This is a genomic window from Streptomyces sp. SCPE 10 (assembly GCF_051980735.1).
Classification (GTDB): domain Bacteria; phylum Actinomycetota; class Actinomycetes; order Streptomycetales; family Streptomycetaceae; genus Streptomyces; species Streptomyces misionensis.
In genome coordinates this window covers 457,189-474,906 of record NZ_CP197069.1, presented here as the reverse complement: position 1 = coordinate 474,906, position 17,718 = coordinate 457,189, and the positions used below count along the sequence as shown (strand labels likewise).

12 protein-coding genes are annotated in these 17,718 nt (G+C 73.3%); 2 read left to right on the top strand and 10 right to left on the bottom strand.

Annotated elements, in window-relative coordinates:
* Positions 1–57: 57 nt before the first annotated feature.
* The 10 genes from ACSP97_RS02205 to ACSP97_RS02160 form a co-directional block, all read right to left on the bottom strand.
* A complete protein-coding gene (locus tag ACSP97_RS02205; protein ID WP_440556190.1) occupies positions 58–816 on the bottom strand; it encodes a PIG-L deacetylase family protein in 759 nt (252 codons plus the stop codon).
* 16 nt (positions 817–832) lie between these two features.
* Positions 833–1,573 (bottom strand): beta-glucanase, encoded by a 741-nt coding sequence (locus ACSP97_RS02200; RefSeq protein ID WP_440556189.1) that lies wholly within the window; start codon positions 1,571–1,573, stop codon positions 833–835.
* Between the two features lie 94 nt (positions 1,574–1,667).
* The gene (locus ACSP97_RS02195; protein ID WP_358676809.1) at positions 1,668–4,067 is read right to left on the bottom strand and encodes a glycoside hydrolase family 65 protein; all 2,400 of its coding nucleotides are present in this window, start codon (positions 4,065–4,067) and stop codon (positions 1,668–1,670) included.
* Positions 4,064–4,807, bottom strand: coding sequence for an HAD family hydrolase (locus tag ACSP97_RS02190; protein ID WP_358273100.1), 744 nt, complete (start codon positions 4,805–4,807; stop codon positions 4,064–4,066). Before ACSP97_RS02190 ends, ACSP97_RS02195 begins: the two co-directional genes overlap by 4 nt.
* Positions 4,808–4,914: 107 nt before the next feature.
* Positions 4,915–6,537, bottom strand: coding sequence for an alpha/beta hydrolase (locus ACSP97_RS02185; RefSeq protein ID WP_440556188.1), 1,623 nt, complete (start codon positions 6,535–6,537; stop codon positions 4,915–4,917).
* On the bottom strand, positions 6,534–7,742 hold the full coding sequence (locus ACSP97_RS02180; RefSeq protein ID WP_440556187.1) for a serine hydrolase domain-containing protein: 1,209 nt from the start codon (positions 7,740–7,742) through the stop codon (positions 6,534–6,536). The genes ACSP97_RS02185 and ACSP97_RS02180 overlap by 4 nt, the downstream gene beginning before the upstream one ends.
* Before the next feature lie 105 nt (positions 7,743–7,847).
* On the bottom strand, positions 7,848–8,807 hold the full coding sequence (locus ACSP97_RS02175; protein WP_435644365.1) for a GNAT family N-acetyltransferase: 960 nt from the start codon (positions 8,805–8,807) through the stop codon (positions 7,848–7,850).
* A 94-nt stretch (positions 8,808–8,901) separates the two neighbouring features.
* Positions 8,902–11,658, bottom strand: coding sequence for a phosphoesterase (locus tag ACSP97_RS02170; RefSeq protein WP_440556186.1), 2,757 nt, complete (start codon positions 11,656–11,658; stop codon positions 8,902–8,904).
* A gap of 3 nt (positions 11,659–11,661) precedes the next feature.
* Positions 11,662–13,017 carry an ABC transporter permease gene (locus tag ACSP97_RS02165; RefSeq protein WP_440556185.1) on the bottom strand — a complete coding sequence of 452 codons (1,356 nt, stop codon included), beginning with the start codon at positions 13,015–13,017 and terminating at the stop codon, positions 11,662–11,664.
* The gene (locus tag ACSP97_RS02160; RefSeq protein ID WP_440556184.1) at positions 13,014–13,955 is read right to left on the bottom strand and encodes an ABC transporter ATP-binding protein; all 942 of its coding nucleotides are present in this window, start codon (positions 13,953–13,955) and stop codon (positions 13,014–13,016) included. The genes ACSP97_RS02165 and ACSP97_RS02160 overlap by 4 nt, the downstream gene beginning before the upstream one ends.
* A gap of 390 nt (positions 13,956–14,345) precedes the next feature.
* Between ACSP97_RS02160 and ACSP97_RS02155 the strand changes: the two genes are divergently transcribed.
* Together ACSP97_RS02155 and ACSP97_RS02150 are read left to right on the top strand one after the other, a co-directional pair.
* A complete protein-coding gene (locus ACSP97_RS02155; protein ID WP_355329779.1) occupies positions 14,346–14,993 on the top strand; it encodes a MarR family winged helix-turn-helix transcriptional regulator in 648 nt (215 codons plus the stop codon).
* An 86-nt stretch (positions 14,994–15,079) separates the two neighbouring features.
* Entirely contained in the window at positions 15,080–17,602 is a 2,523-nt protein-coding gene (locus tag ACSP97_RS02150) for an MFS transporter (protein WP_440556183.1), read from the top strand.
* The last annotated feature ends 116 nt before the right edge of the window (positions 17,603–17,718 follow it).

Genomic DNA, 17,718 nt, shown 5'->3' with positions numbered 1-17,718 from the left:
GAAAGGGTCACTCTCAGCCCAGCATGGCCAATCGGGCGGGCCCCCGCCTCTCGGCGGTCAGACGGTCAGCTCGGTGCCCGACGACGTCGTGGTCGCGAGGTCGTGGCGGATGAACCACTCGGTGCCCAGCAGCCGCGCCCGCTCCCGGGGCGTCAGCTTGGCGATCAGCCCCGGCAGGGCTCCGCGCGCCACCTCGGAGCGGTGCGCCAGCACCGCGGCGGTCTTCTGCTCGACCCAGGGGCCGACATCGACCGTCGCCGTGACCCGCTCGTCCGGAACGCTGTACACCGTCTTGCGTTCGCCGATCACCTCCCGCAGCGCCGGGACCACCGAGTGCGGATGCGTGGCCAGGTAGAGCGCGCCCGGCTGCCAGGGGTCACCGGCGTCCGGGTAGAGCCCCGCGAGCCCGGCCGCCTGGGCGGCGAGCACGGTCACCCGGTGCGTGTGCACATGGTCTGGGTGACCCGGCAGCCCGCCGTAGGCGTCGTGGGTGACCACGACGCCCGGGCGGAAGGCGCGGATGTGTGCCACCAGCCGCCCCACCGCCTCGTCCAGCGGCGCGTCGCAGAACCGTGCGCGGCCGGGCGCCGACCACGGCACCCGCGCGTCCGCGTAACCGAGCAGCCGGGGCTCGCCCGCGCCGAGGACGCGCAGCGCCTCCGCCAGCTCCCCGGCGCGCCCGGTGCCCTCGGCCCAGGTAGCGGTGACCACCCCGGTACGGGCGCCCGCCGCCGCGTGCCGGGCCAGCACCCCGCCCGCCGACAGCGACTCGTCGTCCGGGTGCGCGAACACCGCCAGCAGACTCGGTACGGGCATGCAGCGGCCACCCTCCTCACAAGGGCCGTGCGTACGCCGTCCGGCCCCCGCCGGAGGGGCGGCGCACGGCCAGGCTGCCCACCTCGAACGACATCTCGGTCGTCCCGGGCTCCGGGGACGGATGGTAGCGCCCGGCGCTCACCGCCAGGCCGACGACCAGATGGGCCCGCCAGGCGTGCCCCACGCCCCGGTGGTCGGCGAAGACCGAGGCGCCGTTCAGCGACCAGATCACACAGCGCGGTCCGAACTCGGTGCGCACGTCCACCCATGCGCCGGGGCGGACCGCGTCGTCGCGCAGATGGCAACTCGCGCTGCGCACACGGTTGGTGAACACCATCTGGTCCGGGTCGTCCGCGTGGTACTCGAACACGTCGACGCCCTGGCCGCCGTCCCACCAGGCCCGGATGGCCGGCCAGGCGCCGGTCTCCCGGGGCAGCCGCACCCGCGCGTCCAGCACATCACCCGGTCGCACGGTGAACCCCTCCCGGCTTCCCCGGGTGGTCAGCAGCCCCGTGTGCCAGCGGCCGTACGGCAGGCGGGTGGCGCGGAAGACCCCGGAGCGGCAGTAGCGGGGGTCGTCCACCGGATGGTCCAGCCTGTCGTGGTCCGGATGGTCCGGGTCGTCGGCGGCATGGGCGCGGGAGCGGACCGCGACCCACTGGGCGGTGGAGGCGAAGTCCGCCGTGAACACCACGTCGGAAGCGGCCGGGAAGCGCCGCGGTCCCGGTAACGGGCCGCCCGGCGACGGTTCGTCCATGCTCATCCCCATGTCCGATGTCTCACCGGCCGGCGGACGGTCATGCGTACGCGCCCCGACTCGTCACCGGGATGTACCCGTCCGGGTGAACGGGCTACTGCTCCGGGGCCTCCGGCCGGGGCTCCTCCGGCTCGCCCGGGCCCTGCGGGCGGCGGCTGCGGGGCTGCTGCGGCTCCGGACGCGCGGGCACCGGCGGGATCGGGCGCTCCAGCGACGCCTCGGCGGTCACGGTCACCGGCTCCCCGTGGTGGAGCACCGTCAGCGGCTCGCCGTCGGCCAGCCGGTAGCCGACCCGGGTCCGGCCGATGTCCACCTTCAGCCGGCGGCCGCGCAGTTGCACCGTGAACACCACCCGGGACAGGGCTTCGGGCAGGCGGGGCGCGAAGCCGAGGACGTCCGGCCGGTCGTCCTTCCCGAGGTGCCAGCGCAGACCCCCGAAGCCGCCGACGAGGGCGATCCACGTTCCGGCGAGGGAGGCGATGTGCAGCCCGTCGCGGGTGTTGTGCTCCAGGTCCTCCAGGTCCATCAGCGCCGCCTCGTTCAGATAGGCGTAGGCCAGCCTGAGATGCCCGGTCTCGGCGGCGAGCACCGCCTGGCAGCACGCCGACAGGGACGAGTCGCGCACCGTCAGCGCCTCGTAGTAGGCGAAGTTGCGGGCCTTCTCCTCCTCGGTGAACGCGTACGGGCACTCCAGCATCGCCAGCACCACGTCGGCCTGCTTCACCACCTGCTTGCGATACAGGTCGAAATAGGGGTAGTTGAGCAGCAGCGGGTAGTTCTCCGGCGGGGTCGCGTCGAAGTCCCAGCGCTGGAAGTGTGTGAACCCGGCCGACTGCTCGTGCACGCCCAGGTCCTCGTTGTACGGGAGCGCCATGCGGGCCGCGGCGTCCCGCCAGCCCGCCGTCTCCTCGTCGCCCACGCCGAGTTCGCCGGCCCGGTCCGGATGGCGGGTGGCGACGTCCGCGGCGGCCAGCAGGTTCTGGCGAGCCATCAGGTTGGTGTAGAGGTTGTCCCGGGCGATGGCGCTGTACTCGTCGGGACCGGTGACCCCGTCGATGTGGAAGACGCCCTCCGGGTCGTGGTGACCGAGGGAGCGCCACAGCCGGGCGGTGTCCACCAACAGGTCGAGCCCCACACCGCGTTCGAAGTCCTCGTCCCCGGTCGCCGCGATGTACCGGACCGTGGCCAGCGCGATGTCCGCGTTGATATGGAAGGCGGCGGTGCCGGCCGGCCAGTAGGCGGAGCACTCGGCGCCCTCGATGGTCCGCCAGGGGAACATCGCGCCCGCGAAGCCGAACTGGCGCGCGCGTTGCCGCGCCGTCGGCAGGGTGCTGTGCCGCCAGCGCAGCGCGGACGCCACGGCCTCGGGCGCGGTGAACGTCAGGACCGGCATCACATACGACTCGGTGTCCCAGAACGAGTGCCCGTCGTACCCGGTCCCGGTCAGGCCCTTCGCGGGAATCGCCCGGTTCTCGCCGCGGGCCGCCGCCTGGAGCACGTGGAAGAGGGCGAACCGCACCGCCTGCTGGATCTGCGCGTCCCCCTCCACCGCGACGTCCGCGCCCGCCCAGAACCGGTCCAGATACTCCCGCTGGGCGGCGACGAGACCGTCCCAGCCGGTGCTGACGGCGACCGCCACGGCGCCGTCCACCTGATCGTGCATGCTCGGCAGCGAACGCTCCGCGGACCACCCGTAGGCCACGAACTTGACCAGCCGCAGCGGCTGTCCGGGCGCCAGGTCCGCGGTCACCGTCAGCCGGCTGACGTCGGGCTCGCACTGCGCCGACCAGCGGGTGCCCTCGGGACCCTCCACGATGTGGTCGGCCGCCGTGCCCACCCGCAGGGCGCTGCGCTCGGTGTGGTGGACGAGGCGCAGCCGGGTGTCCTCGGCGTAGTGCTCCTCCGCCGTCAGCGGGGAATCGGTGGCGGCGGCGGCCCGTGGATCGCCCTCGACGTGCGGGAGTTGCTCGTTGGCGACCAGCTCGGACTGGATGGCCACCGAGGCCGGTCCGTCCTCGGGCTCCACCTCGTAGACCACCGCCGCCACCGCGCGCTGGGTGAAGGACACCAGCCGCCGCGAGGTGATGCGCACCGTGCGGCCGCCGGGCGAGGTCCAGCGGGCGGTGCGGCCGAGGATGCCGGTGCGGAAGTCCAGCACCCGCTCGTGGGACAGCAGCCGGCCGTAGCGCAGATCGCACGGGTGGTCGTCCACCAGCAGCCGGATGACCTTGCCGTCGGTGACGTTGATCATCGTCTGGCCGGACTCGGGGTAGCCGTAGCCGGCCTCCGCGTACGGCAGCGGGTGCTTCTCGTGGACGCCGTTGAGGTAGGCGCCGGGCAGTCCGTGGGGCTCGCCCTCGTCGAGGTTGCCGCGCCAGCCGATGTGCCCGTTGGACAGCGCGAACACCGACTCGCTCTGGGCCAGCACGTCCAGGTTCAGCCCGGTCTCGCGCAGGGACCAGGGCTCGACCGCGTAATTGGGATGGGTGATCACCGCGACTCCAGGAGTTCCGCCAGGTCACGCACCACCACATCCGCGCCGTGCGCCCGCAGCTCGTCCGCCTGACCCACCCGGTCGACCCCCACCACCAGCCCGAACCGTCCCGCCCGCCCCGCCGCCACGCCGGCCAGCGCGTCCTCGAACACGGCGGCGGCGCCGGGCTCCACGGCCAGCTCGCGGGCCGCCTCCAGATAGGTGTCCGGCGCGGGTTTGCCCCGCAGTCGCCGCTCGTGCGCCACCACCCCGTCGATCCGCCCGTCGAAGAGGTCCCCGATACCGGCCGCGGTCAGCACGTCGCGGGCGTTGGCGCTGGACGAGACCACCGCGCACCGCAGACCGGCCTCGCGCACCGCGTGCAGGAAGCGGACCGAACCCTCGTACGGCCGCACGCCGTCCTCCCGGATCCGGCGCAGCACCAGCTCGTTCTTGCGGGTGCCCAGCCCGTATACGGTCTCGGCGGCCGGCGGGTCGTCCGGCGTCCCCTCGGGCAGGCGCACCCCGCGCGAGGCGAGGAACGTGCGCACCCCGTCCTCCCGGGGGCGCCCGTCCACGTACGCGTCGTAGTCGCGGGTCGCGTCGAAGGGCACGAACGGTGTCCCCTCGCGCGCCGCGCGCTCGCGGAGATACGCGTCGAACATCTCCTTCCAGGCCGCCGCGTGCACCGTGGCGGTCTGGGTGAGGACCCCGTCGAGGTCGAACAGACAGGCGCGTACATGGGAGGGAAGCCGGGGCATGCTGCGAGGCTAGGAGCCGCCTCGGGAGCCGTGCCGCCCGGCGCGCCGGAAGGCACCCACTCGGTCGAGGGCCCGGCGGCGGGGGCTGGGCCCTTCGGGGAGCGGTGTCAGGGTCGGGGGCAGGTCAGGTCCGTGGCCGGGGTACGGCCGCCGGCCAGGTACGCGTTCACCGCGTCGTCCACGCACGAGCTGCCGAAGACGCCGAACACCGCGTGCTGGTCGGCGTCGCGCAGGGTCACCAGGCGGGAACTGGGCCAGTTGCGGTGGACGGCCTCGGCGCCGGGGTAGACGGTGCGCGGGTCGCCGGTCGCGTTCACCAGCAGGGCCGGCAGATCGGCGCGTATGGTCGTCGGCCGCTCGCGCGGGGTGTCCCAGAACGCGCACGGGTTGATGTTGTCGGTGACGGGCACCATCAGCCGGTCCCGCGTTCCGGCCCGGCGCAGATCACGCCAGTACGTCTCCGGGTCGCGCGGCGCGGTCCCGTCGGCGCACAGGATCGCCGTCTGCGCGCTGCCGTAGGCGGAGTCGTGCCCCGTCAGCATGAACCGCAGCGTGTCGGCCAGCCAGGGGGTGGGGGACACGGTACGGCCGTCGGCGGCGTCGCGCAGGTCCCGCACGGCCAGGGCGAGGTCGCCGAAGGCCTCGGGGTTGTCCTGGGAGAGCCCGTTGAAGACGACGACGGGCAGGACGTGGTCGTCCACCCGGTGTTCGCCCAGCCGCAGCGGCTCGCGGGCGGCGGCCGACCTGGCCCGCTCCACCGCCGCGAGCACCGCGTCCCGGGTGTGCCCCAGGCCGTAGGCCGCGTCGTGCGCGGCGGCCCAGTCCGCCCAGTCGCGCAGGGCGTGCCACTGCGCGTCGTCCGTGCCCCGCAGGAGCCTCGGGCCGTAGCGGGCCGGGTCGATCACACCGTCCAGGACCACCCGGTCGGTGCGACCGGGGAACATCGTGGCGTACACCTCGCCGAGGTAACTGCCGTACGAGTAGCCCAGGTAGGAGATCCTGCGCTCGCCCAGCGCGGCCCGGATCACATCCATGTCGCGGGCGGTGTTGCGGGTGCTCGCGTACGGCACCAGGTCGCCCGCGTGGTCGCGGCAACGCCGGGCGAGGTCCGCGGAGAGGGCCACGGAACGGTCGAAGCCGGCGCGGCCGGTGCCCGCGCCGCGGATCATGGTGCCGGTGGGCCACTGGCAGTCCAGCACCGTGCTGCGGCCCACGAAGCGGGGGTCGACGCCGACGACGTCGTACCGCCCGCCGACCTCCTTCATCGCCTGGCGCACCCACGGCGGGTCGCCGATCGTCTGCCCGCCGGGTCCGCCGCTGTTGAGGAGCAGCGCGCCGATGCGGTGCGCGGTGTCGGTGGCCCGGATCCGGGAGACGGCGACCTTGATCGTACGGCCGCCGGGGCGCGTGTAGTCCAACGGCACGGTGACGTCGGCGCATCGGGCGCCCGCCGCCTCCAGCGCCGTGCCGGTGGTGTCGTCGGGGCCGAGCGCACAGCTCTTCCAGTCGAGGCGCTGGTGGTGGAAGCGGGCGAGAGGATCGGCTCCCGCGGTCGCGGAGGCTCGCGAGGCACCGGAGGCCGCGGAGGCTGCGGTGGCGGCCGGTGCGACGCCCAGGGTGAGCGCGCCCGCCAGGCTCAGCGCGGCCACCGGAGCGGTCCGCGCCCCGAGGCGGCGGACGCGGTTTGCACGCGGGCGGCGCTCGCCGCCGTCGGTGACGGGGCTCGTCATGCGGGGGTCCTTTCGGTGGTGGGGGAGTGGTCGCACAGGGCCTTGTCGACCACGTCGAGGAAGTCCTGTTCGGCCCGGAGCGTGTCCGGGACCTGGTTGAGGGCCAGGGCCACGGTGCGCCCGCCGGGCCCGGCGGCGACCAGCGCCCGGTGGCCGCCCGGCACGGTTCCCCCGTGGCCCCACCAGGAGCCGCCGCAGGACAACGGCGTGGAGATCAGGCCGAGGCCGTAGCGGGCGCCGGGCCAGAGCCGGTCCGGGTCGGCGGGCAACGAGCGCCGCATCTCGGCCAGTTGGGCCGGGGGCAGCAGCCGCCCGTCCAGCAGCGCGGTGGCGAACCGGGTCAGATCCGCCTGGGTGGACACCAGGGCGCCGCCGACACCGCCGAAGGTCATGTTCCAGTCGGTGCCGTCGACCCGGCGGCCGTCGGCACCGGTGAAGTAGCTGTCGGAATGCGGCCCTTGGATACGGGGGTCGTCGCCGGGCCAGGAGGTGTCGCGCAGCCCGAGCGGTGCGACGACACGACGGATCACCTCCGTCTCGGGCGAGTGACCGGTGACCTTCCGGACGATCAGTCCGGCGACCAGGTAGTTGGTGGTCGCGTAGTGCCAGGTCCGCTCCGGAGGCGGCAACCGCAGCGCGCGGGTGACGAGTTCGCGCGGCTCGAAGTGGCGGAACCGCAGCGCCTCCGGGTTCTCCCACTCGGGCGCGTCGAGGTAGTCGGGCAGACCGCTGGTGTGCTGGAGCAGCCCGCGGACGGTGATCCGCCGGCCGTCGTATCCGTGCCCCCGGATCAGACCCGGCAGATAGCGCTCGACCGGGGCGTCCAGGGACAGCCGGTGCTCGGCGGCCAGTTGGAGGACGACGGTGGCGGTGAAGGTCTTGGTGACACTGCCGACGCGCAGCCGGTCCGTGGTGTTCATCGGGCGGCCGGTGCCGAGGTCGGCCACCCCGTCCGTCACGGACCAGCGCGCGCACCCCGGCCGCGCCGAAGGCTCGGTGACGAGGACCGAGGCCCCGGCGATCCGGTCCTGTGCCACCAGTCGCCGCACCGACCGGTGCACGGCCTCGTGCGTGCCGCAGGAGCCGGACGCGTCCGGCCGTGGCTGCGCGGCCGCCACCGGCGCGGCGGCCAGCACGGTGGCCACCACCCCGGCCGCGAGGGCGGTGCGTGTGCGAAGTACCGCACTGACCAAGGGAATTGCCATGTACAGCACGGTAGGCAGCGGCCCTGCCGCGATCACTCCGGCTGACAGCCGGACTGGTACGGGGGCCCGCACCAGCGTGCCTGCGGGGGACAGCCCCCGGGCCGGCTACTCGGCGTCCAGTGCCCTGCCGTACACCGTGGAGCTGCGCCGCACCGTCATGCCGAGGTGTTGGTACAGCGGCAGCGCCCCGGTGTCCGAGTGGGTCCACAGGGTGCAGGCGCGCCTTCCCCGGTGGTGGAAGGCGCGGAAGGCCTCGTGCAGCAGCAGCCGGGCGATGCCCCGGCCGCGGTGGTCGCGCCGCACCGCGAGCCGCTCGACGTACCCTTCGTCGCCGTCCGGGGCGTCCAGCGACAGCAGTACGCCGACCAACTCGCCGTCCGCGAAGGCGAGCGGTGACGCGGCGGGCGTGAACGTGGGCCGGTCGACCGTGTGCCGGGCCCACTCCGGGTAGGTCTTGCGCCGCTGCTGCCACTCGTCGAACGCGTCCTCGGTGAGCCGGTACGCCGCCTCCTCGTCGCCCGGGCGAAAGGCGCGCACCGTGATGCCCGCCGGCGGCTCGGACACATGCCCGGCGGCGGGCAGCGCGATCTCCAGCAGCCACTCGGTGACCAGCCGGGCGTACCCGCCGCGGCGCAGCAGCGCGGTCGCCGCGAGGTCCTCGTCGGAGATCGTCTGGGCGAGCCGGTCGCCGCCCAGGTGCCTCGCCCGCGCCTCGGTCCAGGCGAGGAGGGCGCCGCCGAGTCCCCGGCCGCGGTGGCCGGGGTGCACATGGACGGTGGCCCGCCGCCCGCGCACCCGGCCCCAGGCGGCAAGGTCCCCGGCGTGGTCGTGGACCAGGACCGCGTCGCCGGACGGCTCCCGCTCGGACGTGCCGAGATCGGCGATGACGTGGTCGGCGCCGGCCGTGACCCGGCCGTGCAGTTCGCGCTCGTACGCCCTGACCAGCCGGTGCACCGCGGCGGAGTCGGCGGCGGTGGCGGGGCGGCCGCGGTAGCCGGAAGGCCACCGCGGCACGGAGGGGGCGGAGGGAACGGAAGGGGCGGGAGAAGCGGAGGGATCGGACATGGAGGAAACCTGCACCGGAAAGCGGACCGGGAAACGGCGCAGGCCCCCGGCCGGCCGTCACGCCGGCCAGGGGCCCGAGATCCGTGGGGTCGCGTCAGCCGTCGTTCTCCGACGACGGGATGAACGCGCCCGGGACGTCACTCGGCGCGTAGAGCTTCTTCTCGCCCGGGTAGGGTTTGGCCCAGTTGTGCGTCTGGTACCACGTGTAGTGGTTCATCTGGGCCGGGTTGGCGTAGTCGGGCACCGCGTTCGGGCCGGTCAGCCGCTGCTGGGACTTCCAGGTGCTCCACTGCGACGCGAGCGTCCGCGCGGACGCGGGCACCTTCGTCGCGGGCACCGGGGCCGCCTTCGGGTCCTGCGGCGCCGGGGTGTCCACACCGCACGACGGCGCGGTCTTCACCCCGTCGGTCAGCGAGGTCCGGTTGGGCAGCGCCTTGAACGGCGTGTAGTCCGGGTGCCTGGTGAACGCGCCGGACATCGGGGTGGCCGCGCTGTCCTTCTGGTTCATCGGGTGGATCCCGAGGATCTGCTCGATGGTGCGGATCATCGTGATCTGCGAGTAGTAGTGGCTGTCGACCGTGTGGTGCTGCGCCCAGGGGCTGATGATCTGGACCGGGGCGCGGTGGCCGTCGACGTGGTCGAGGCCCGCCTGGGAGTCGTCCTCGACGACGAAGATCGCCGAGTCCTTCCAGTACTTGCTGTGCGAGATCTCGTCCACGATCCTGCCGGTGGCCAGGTCGTTGTCGGCGACCTGCGCGGCCGGGCTCGCCGGACCGCCGGTGTGGTCGCTGGAGAGCCAGAACATGTTCAGGTTCGCCGGACCGTTCTTCTCGAAGTCCTGCTTCCAGATCTGGTACCGGTACTGGTCCGGGACGCTGGTGTCGAACTTCGGGAAGCCGTGCACCGACACGTCGTTGAGCGACGGGATCGGCGACGACGAGTTCAGCGGGTAGGCCGTGCCCTGCCCGGTGGCGTCCATGTTCTTGGCGTCGCAGTACAGGTTCTGCCAGCTCGCGCCCGACGGCTTGGTCAGGAACTGCTGGAACTCGCCGAAGTCGCGCACCGACTTGCCGGCCGCCTGCGCACCGGACCACAGGAACCCGGTCCGCTGGTGGCCGAGGGCGTCGTCCTCGGTGTCGTAACTGCGCGCGTACTCACCGGCGGAGGACTCGGTGTACTCCGGGTCGTCCGCCTGCATCAGCCAGTTGTGGCCCTCGGCGGAGTTGGTGCCGATGTCGTACGTGTTGTCGTACAGCCCGAACTGCTCGGCCAGCGCGTGCTGGTTGGGCGTGACATTGGCGCCGAACTCGGCCAGCGACGCGTCGCCGTTGCCCTGCGGCACGTCGCCGAGCACCTGGTCGTAGGTGCGGTTCTCCTTGACGATCAGGAAGACGTGCTTGATCGTCGACGGGTCGCCCAGGCGCGTGGGGACCGGCACCGGCTTGGCGTGGCTCTTGCCCTTGGCCACCTTGACCGAGCCGTTGGTCCAGCCGTTCTGCTGGAAGACCTTGGCCGTCTGGGCGCGGATCACGCTGTCGTCGGGGAGCGTGAAGCGCTGCACGCTCGACGTGGTGTCGTGGGTGGCGTGCCCGGCGCTGGTGGTGGGGCGGCGGGCGTCGATACCGCGGGTGTTGGAGATCACCACCTGCTTGCCGACGGTCGTGATCTCCGCCGGGAAGTAGTCCGTCGGCAGCAGACCGACGTAACTCACCGGCTCCTGCGGGCTGGTGTAGCGGTAGACGGCGACCGCGTTGGCCCGGCCCAGCGTGACGAGGAGGTGTCCGTCGTCGGTGAGCGTCGCCGCGTCGGGCTCGTAGCCGACCGACGCCTCCGGCCACGGCTGCGTGGAGATCGTCTGGACGACCTTGTCGTTGGCGGTGCTGATCACCGACACGCTGTTGGTCGCCGTGTTGGTGACGAACACCGCGCCCTTCTTGGCGTACAGGGCGGTGGGGTGCAGGCCGACGGCGATGCCGGCGACGGGGGCGGCGGGGTGCGCCAGGTCGATGACGCTGACCGTGCCGGTGGTGGTGGCGCCGGTCTTCGGGTCGGCCGGCACCTGGGTGCCGTACGAGTTGATGGTGGTGTCGCCGGCCTTGGCCGGACGCCCGCCCTCGTTGCCGACGTAGAGCTTGTCGCCGACCCGCACCAGGCCGCGCGGGGCGGTGCCCACGGTCCAGCTCTGCTCGACGGCCCCGGTCGCAGCGTCGATCGCGACCACCCGGTTCTGGCCGTTGACCGCCGAGTACACGGTGGAGCCGTCCGCCGAGAACACCGCCGCGGCCACCAGCGCGTGCTTGCTGCCGTCCGCCGGGATCGTGATGTACGTGGGGTCGGAGACGGTGCCGTCCGCGTTCACGGTGAAGCGGGTGTAACCGTCGGTCTGGCCCAGCCACAGCTGCTTGCCGTCGGGGGAGTAGACGGGACCCTCCTGGCCCACGTCGTTGCCCTTGATCCGGGGGCTGGACGCCGCGGCGTTGCCGACGACCTGCTGCACCTTCCAGTTCTTCAGGTCCACGACGGCCAGCGCGCGGCCGCCGTCGGTGACGGAGGCCGCGAGGTGGGTGCCGTCCGGGCTGACCGTGGACGACATGATCTTGCCGTTGTCGACCACCAGCCGGTCGCCGTACGGCGCGATGTACTGGTCGCTGGAGACGACCTGGCCGTTGCGGGTGTGCTGGCCGACCTGCTGGTCGCCGAACTGGTGGGTCTGGGCGAAGGCGGCACCGGCCGCGACGAGCGCGAGCGCGGAGGTGCCCGCCGTCACCAGCGGTATGCGGCGGCCGAAGCGTCCGGCCAGGAAGCCGGCGCGCTCCTTCTGGACACGCCTGCGGCGGCGTGTTACCTGCATGGGTTATCCCTTCGAGGTGGGAAGCAGCTCGACGTTGCCGTCGAACTGCCACAGCGGGTTCGGTGCGTCCCCGGCCGGGGTGTGCACCAGGAAGTAGCCGTTCACTTCCTTCGGGCCGTCGCCGTCGGCGACGAACCGCCCGTCCGATGTGACGTCGAGCTGGTAGACGGCCGTGCCGGTGGCCTCGACGCCGGGAAGGTGCCAGGAGACGACGCAACGCCAGTCGTTGCCCGGCCCTTGGGCCGCGACCTTGTCGCTGCCCTTGTCGCACGCCGCCGTGGCCCTCAACTGCGCCTCGGTGACGTGGGGTCGGTGAAGCTGATCGGTCTGCATGCGGTACAGGTGGGCGAAGGCGGTGGCCAGCGAGCGCTGCACCTTGTCCTGCTCGATCCCGGAGCCGGAGGCCCCGGTCGCCGGGGCCAGCACGGCGGCCGACACCACGAGCAGGCCCACCAGCGGCAGCAGCCCCCCGGTGACCGCGCGGCGGCCCGAGCCGTCGAAGCCCGCACTGGTGAAGTCGCGCCGCAGGAACAGCGCGTAGGCCAGCGCGGTCGCGGTGACCGCCCACAGGAGACTCACCGCCACGCCGATGAGCAGCGGGCCCGTCTGCCCCGGGCTGGTGAACAGCCCGTTCCAGGCGATGAAGGCGTAGCCGGGCAGCGCGAGGCGCACGACGACGGGCAGCGGCAGCATCTGCGCGAGCTGCATCGCCAGCGCCACGACCGCGGGCAGCAGCAGCCCCATCGGGGACCGCCCGAGCGTCACGGAACCGAGCAGCCCGACCCCGGCCAGCGCCAGCGTCGGCGCGAGCACGGCGGTCCACGCGAGCAGCACCTTGACGGCGGCGTCGGACGGCGCGAGCGGATGGCCGTCGAGGCCCACCAGCGGCTGGTTGCCGACCGCCAGCAGACCGCCGACCGCGCTGGACGCGGCCAGCCCGGCCACGAGCAGCAGGATGACGGTGAGGCTCGCCAGGGTCTTCGCCACGAAGATCCGCCGGGCCGACCGTACGACCACGAGCAGATGGCGCCAGGTGCCGAGCCGGTCCTCGGCGGCGAACACGTCACCGGCCACCACCGAGGTCAGCAGCGGCAGCGCCCAGGTGCCCGCGAAACCGAGCACCACCAGGGGTCCGGCCCAGCCGGTGGCATGCATCCAGCGCCCGAACAGGGTGTCGGAGGGCAGCGTGCTCTGCAGGCTCACCCCGGCGACGAACAGCGCGGGCACGATCCAGCAGGCGAGGACCAGCAGCCTGATCCGCCACTGGGACACCAGCTTGACCAGTTCGAAGCGGTAGCCGCGCGGCACGGAGACCGGCCGGGCGGGCACGGGGCGCGCCACGGTGAGGTCCGCGGTCATCGGACGGCCTCCTGCGATTCGGTGAGGGCGAGGAAGGCGGACTCCAACGGTGAGACCAGCGGCGCCAGTTCACGCACCGCGACGCCCGACCGCACGACGTTCGCCACGAGTTCGTCGAGCGCGGGCACCGCCGCGCGTACGACGACCACCGCGTCGCCGTACCGCGCCGCGCCGCCCTCCACCAGTCGCACGCCGTCCGTGCCCGCGGCCAGCCGCCGCGCCGCCGCGGGGTCGGAGGTGACCAGCCGGTAGTCCAGTTCCCGGCTCTCGGCGGCCAGCTTGGCCGGCGGGCCGGAGAACACGATCCGTCCGGTGGCGAGGATGGTGACCTCGGAACACAGCGCCTCGACGTCGTCCATCCGGTGGCTGGAGAGGACCACGGCGGTGCCGTCCGCCGCGAGCCGGTCGAGGACGCCGTGCACATCCCGCTTGCCCGCCGGGTCCAGTCCGTTGGCGGGCTCGTCGAGGACGAGCAGACGGGGCCGGGTGAGCAGGGCGGCGGCGAGGCCCAGCCGCTGGCGCATCCCGAGGGAGAACCCGCGCACCCGGTCGTCGGCGACCTCGCCGAGGCCGACCTCGGCGAGCGCCTCCTCGGTCCCGGCCGGGCGGCCGCCGCTGCCGCGCAGGGCGGCCAGCGCGGCCAGGTTCTGCCGGGCGGTGAGCGAGGGGTACAGGCCGGGCCCGTCCACGAAACCGGCCACGCCGTCCACCGCGGCGACTGTCCGTCCGACCGGCACCCCGAGGATCTCCAGCTCGCCGGAGTCGGCGACGGCCAGCCCCAGCAGCAGGCCGAGCAGCGTCGTCTTGCCGGCTCCGTTCGGGCCGACCAGACCGTGGATCCGGCCCTGTGCCACGTCCAGATCGACGCCGTCGAGCGCGACCACCTCGCCGAAGTACTTCGCGATCCCGCGCGCCCGCACCGCGAGACTTGCGTCCATGAACCCCTCCTTCGAGAACGCAAGGACCGTAGGCGGGCGCCGAAGAACCCTGGCAGGGAAGTGAGTTGAACGTTCCGGGAACGAGGGGCGACGGATGTTCGACCCGGCGCGGCGGCCCGGCCCGGGCCCGCCGGTCCGCATCCGGTGTCCTCGTCCGTCCTCGTGGACCGGCCGGGCGCCACCACCGCGGCCGGCCGTGCGGGCACACCACCGGCCGGCCGGGGACGCGGCGGGGCACGTGCCGCGCGGTCCGGGCACACAGGCGGGCCGGGTACCCTGCACCCTCGCCGCAAGGGACATCGCGCGGCCGAAGCCTGTCCGGACATCGGCGTACAGCCGGCCTCCGGGAGGCTCTACACTCACTTGGTAGCCGCAAGCAACGGAATGCGAGTGACGACCGGCACCGCGAGCCGCAGGGGCCAGGAACGCGCCGTACTGACGGACGGCGCGTCGACCACGGCCCGGACGGCGACCGCCGGAACGGCACACATCGAGACGGGGAGTACCGAAGCGTTGAGTACAGGGGCACCGGGCACCCAGACGGCGGCCGCCGAGGCCGCGGCGTCCGGCCTGGGCGCCGAGATGGTGCGCCTCACGCGGCTCTTCACCGCCTGGACCCAGCGCTCCGGCCTCGAGTACGGCGCGGCCGACCGCATCCTGCTCGCCCGGCTGGTGACCTGCGGCCGGCGCCGCGCGACCGACCTGGCCGCGGACGTCTTCCTCGATCTGTCGACGGTCAGCAGACAGGTGCGCTCGCTCGTGGACCGGGGACTGGTGGAACGCCAACCGGACCCGGAGGACCGCCGGGGCTCACTGCTCAGCGCGACCGAGGCAGGTCACGCGGCGTACCGGAGCGCCGTACGCCGGCGGGAGGCGGAGCTGGCCCGGCTGCTGGAGCCGTGGCCGGCCGAGGACCGCAGCCGGCTCACCCGTCTGCTGAAGCGCCTCAACGACGACCTGGTGGACAGCACGTACACGAGCCTCGGAGCCGGGCCGCACCCGGCGGGCGAGGCGAGGCAAGGAGATCTGCACGCATGACCATGTCCGCGTCCCCGGCCCGCGGGGGAACCCCAGCGATATCCGCGTCGCCACCGCCGGCCGGCCGGCTGACGCACCGCCAGATCATGACGATCCTGAGCGGCCTGATGCTGGGCATGTTCCTCGCGGCCCTCGACCAGACCATCGTCAGCACCTCGATCCGGACCATAGCCGACGATCTGCACGGACTCAGCGCGCAGGCGTGGGTCACCACCGCGTACCTGATCACGTCGACGATCAGCACGCCGCTGTACGGCAAGCTGTCCGACCTCTACGGCCGCAAGCCCTTCTTCCTCGCGGCCATCACCATCTTCGTCGTCGGCTCGGCGGCCTGTTCGTTCGCCACCTCGATGAACGAGCTGTCGGCCTTCCGGGCCTTCCAGGGCGTCGGCGCCGGCGGTCTGATGTCGCTGGCACTGGCGATCATCGGTGACATCGTGCCGCCCCGCGAGCGCGCCCGGTACCAGGGCTACATGCTCGCCATGTTCGGCTCCTCCAGCGTCCTCGGCCCGCTCATCGGCGGCTTCCTGGCCGGTCGCAGCAGCATCCTGGCCATCTCCGGCTGGCGCTGGGTCTTCCTCGTCAACGTCCCGGTCGGCATCATCGCCCTGTTCGTCGTCGCGAAGGTGCTCAACCTCCCGCACACCCGGCGCGAGCACCGCATCGACTGGTGGGGCGCGGTGACCATCGCCGTCGGCGTGGTGCCGCTGCTGCTGGTGGCCGAGCAGGGCCAGAGCTGGGGCTGGACCTCCGCCAGGGCGTACCTCTGCTACGCGGTCGGTGTCGTCGGCCTGCTGGCCTGGGTCCTCGTGGAACGGGCGATGGGCGACGAGGCGCTGATCCCGATGCGCCTGTTCCGCAGCTCCGTGTTCAGCAAGATGAGCCTGCTGTCCGTGCTCATCGGTATGGGCATGTTCGGCGGGATGATGATGGTCCCGCTGTACCTCCAGATCGTGAAGGGCGTCAGCCCCACCAAGTCCGGTCTGCTGATGCTGCCGCTGATGGTCGGCATGATCGCCGGCACCATCGTGGTCGGCCGCATCATCTCCAAGACCGGCAAGTACAAGATCTTCCCGATCATCGGCACCATGCTGCTCATCGCGGCCATGCTGCTCTTCCACTACCGGGTCCAGTGGGACAGCCCGCTGCCGGAGACCATGGCCTACATGGCCTTGTTCGGCCTCGGGCTCAGCGGCTGCATGCAGATCCTGACCCTGGCCGTGCAGAACTCGGTCGAGCCCAAGGACATGGGTGTGGCGACCGCGTCGGCCACCTTCTTCCGGCAGATGGGCGGCACCGCCGGTACGGCGGTCTTCCTGTCCGTGCTGTTCAGCACCGTCGGCGACAAGATCGGCTCGGCGTTCGCCGCGGCGGCCCGGACCCCCGCGTTCCAGGCCGCGCTGCACGACCCGGCCGTGCGCGCCAACCCCGCGAACGCGCCCGTGCTGAAGATGGTCGAGCACCCCGGCGCGAGCGGCGGCAGCGGCTCGGGCGTGCTGGACGACTCCTCCTTCATCCAGCAGCTCGACCCGCGTCTGGCCCAGCCCTTCAAGGAGGGCTTCACCGACTCGATGCACCTGGTGTTCCTGTGCGCCGCGGCCATCATGGTCCTCGGCCTCCTGGTCGCGGTGTGGACCAAGGAGGTGCCGCTGCGCAAGGTGTCGGGTCTGGAGGCCCGTGCCGCCGAGGCGAGCGGCACGCCCGCGGAGGGCGGTCAGGCGGACGGCGCCCAGGCGCCGGAGCCCGCCGCCCCCGCCCCGGTGGCGGTCGCTCCGGTGGCGGACGCCCCCGCGATTGTCGAGGCGCCGCCCGCGCGGGACGGCGCCCCCGGCGCCGCCCGGCAGACGGTGCGCGGCCGGGTGCTGGACGGCTCGGGCGCCCCGGTCCCGCAGGCGGCGGTCACCCTGATCGACGTCCGCGGCCGGCAGCTCGACCGCGCCGTCAGTGCCCAGGACGGCAGCTACACGGTGACGGTGACCGGCTCCGGCACGTACGTGCTGATCGGTGCCGCGGGCGCCCGCCAGCCGCAGGCCGTCACCGTGCTGGTCGGCGCGGAGCCGGTCGTCTGCGACCTCGTGCTCAGCGGCAGCACCGCAGCCCTCGCCGGGACCGTCCGGGACGCGGCCGAGGGGCACCCGCTGCCGGGCGCCCTGCTGGTCGCGACCGACCTGCGCGGCGAGGTCGTCTCCTCCGGCACCACCGGCACCGACGGCGGCTTCTCGCTCGTGGACCTGGTCCCCGGCAGCTACACCCTCGCCGTGAACGCGCCGGGCTACCGTCCGGCGGCCGTTCCGGTCGAGGTCGCCCCGGGAGCCACCGAGTCCTGCCAGATCGGCCTCGAACCCGGCGTCCGGCTGCACGGCGTCGTCAGCTCCGCCACCGGCAACCCGCTCGGCGACGCCAAGGTGACCCTGCTGGACTCGGCGGGCAACGTGATCGGCACCGCCACCACCGGTGCCGACGGCGTGTACGGCTTCAGCGACCTGGACCGCGGCGAGTACACCGTCATCGCCAGCGGCTACGCGCCGGTCGCCACGTCCGTGCGCCTGGACGCCGGCGGCACGACGGACTTCGACGTCGAGCTGTCCCACGAGGACACCGTGGGCTAACGCGTGCCGCAGCCATCCCCCGCGGGGCCCGCGATCCACCCGGATCGCGGGCCCCGCTTCTTCGCCTTCCACGCCCTCCTCGCCCCGCGGGCCCGGCGCCGCTTGACCTTGACACC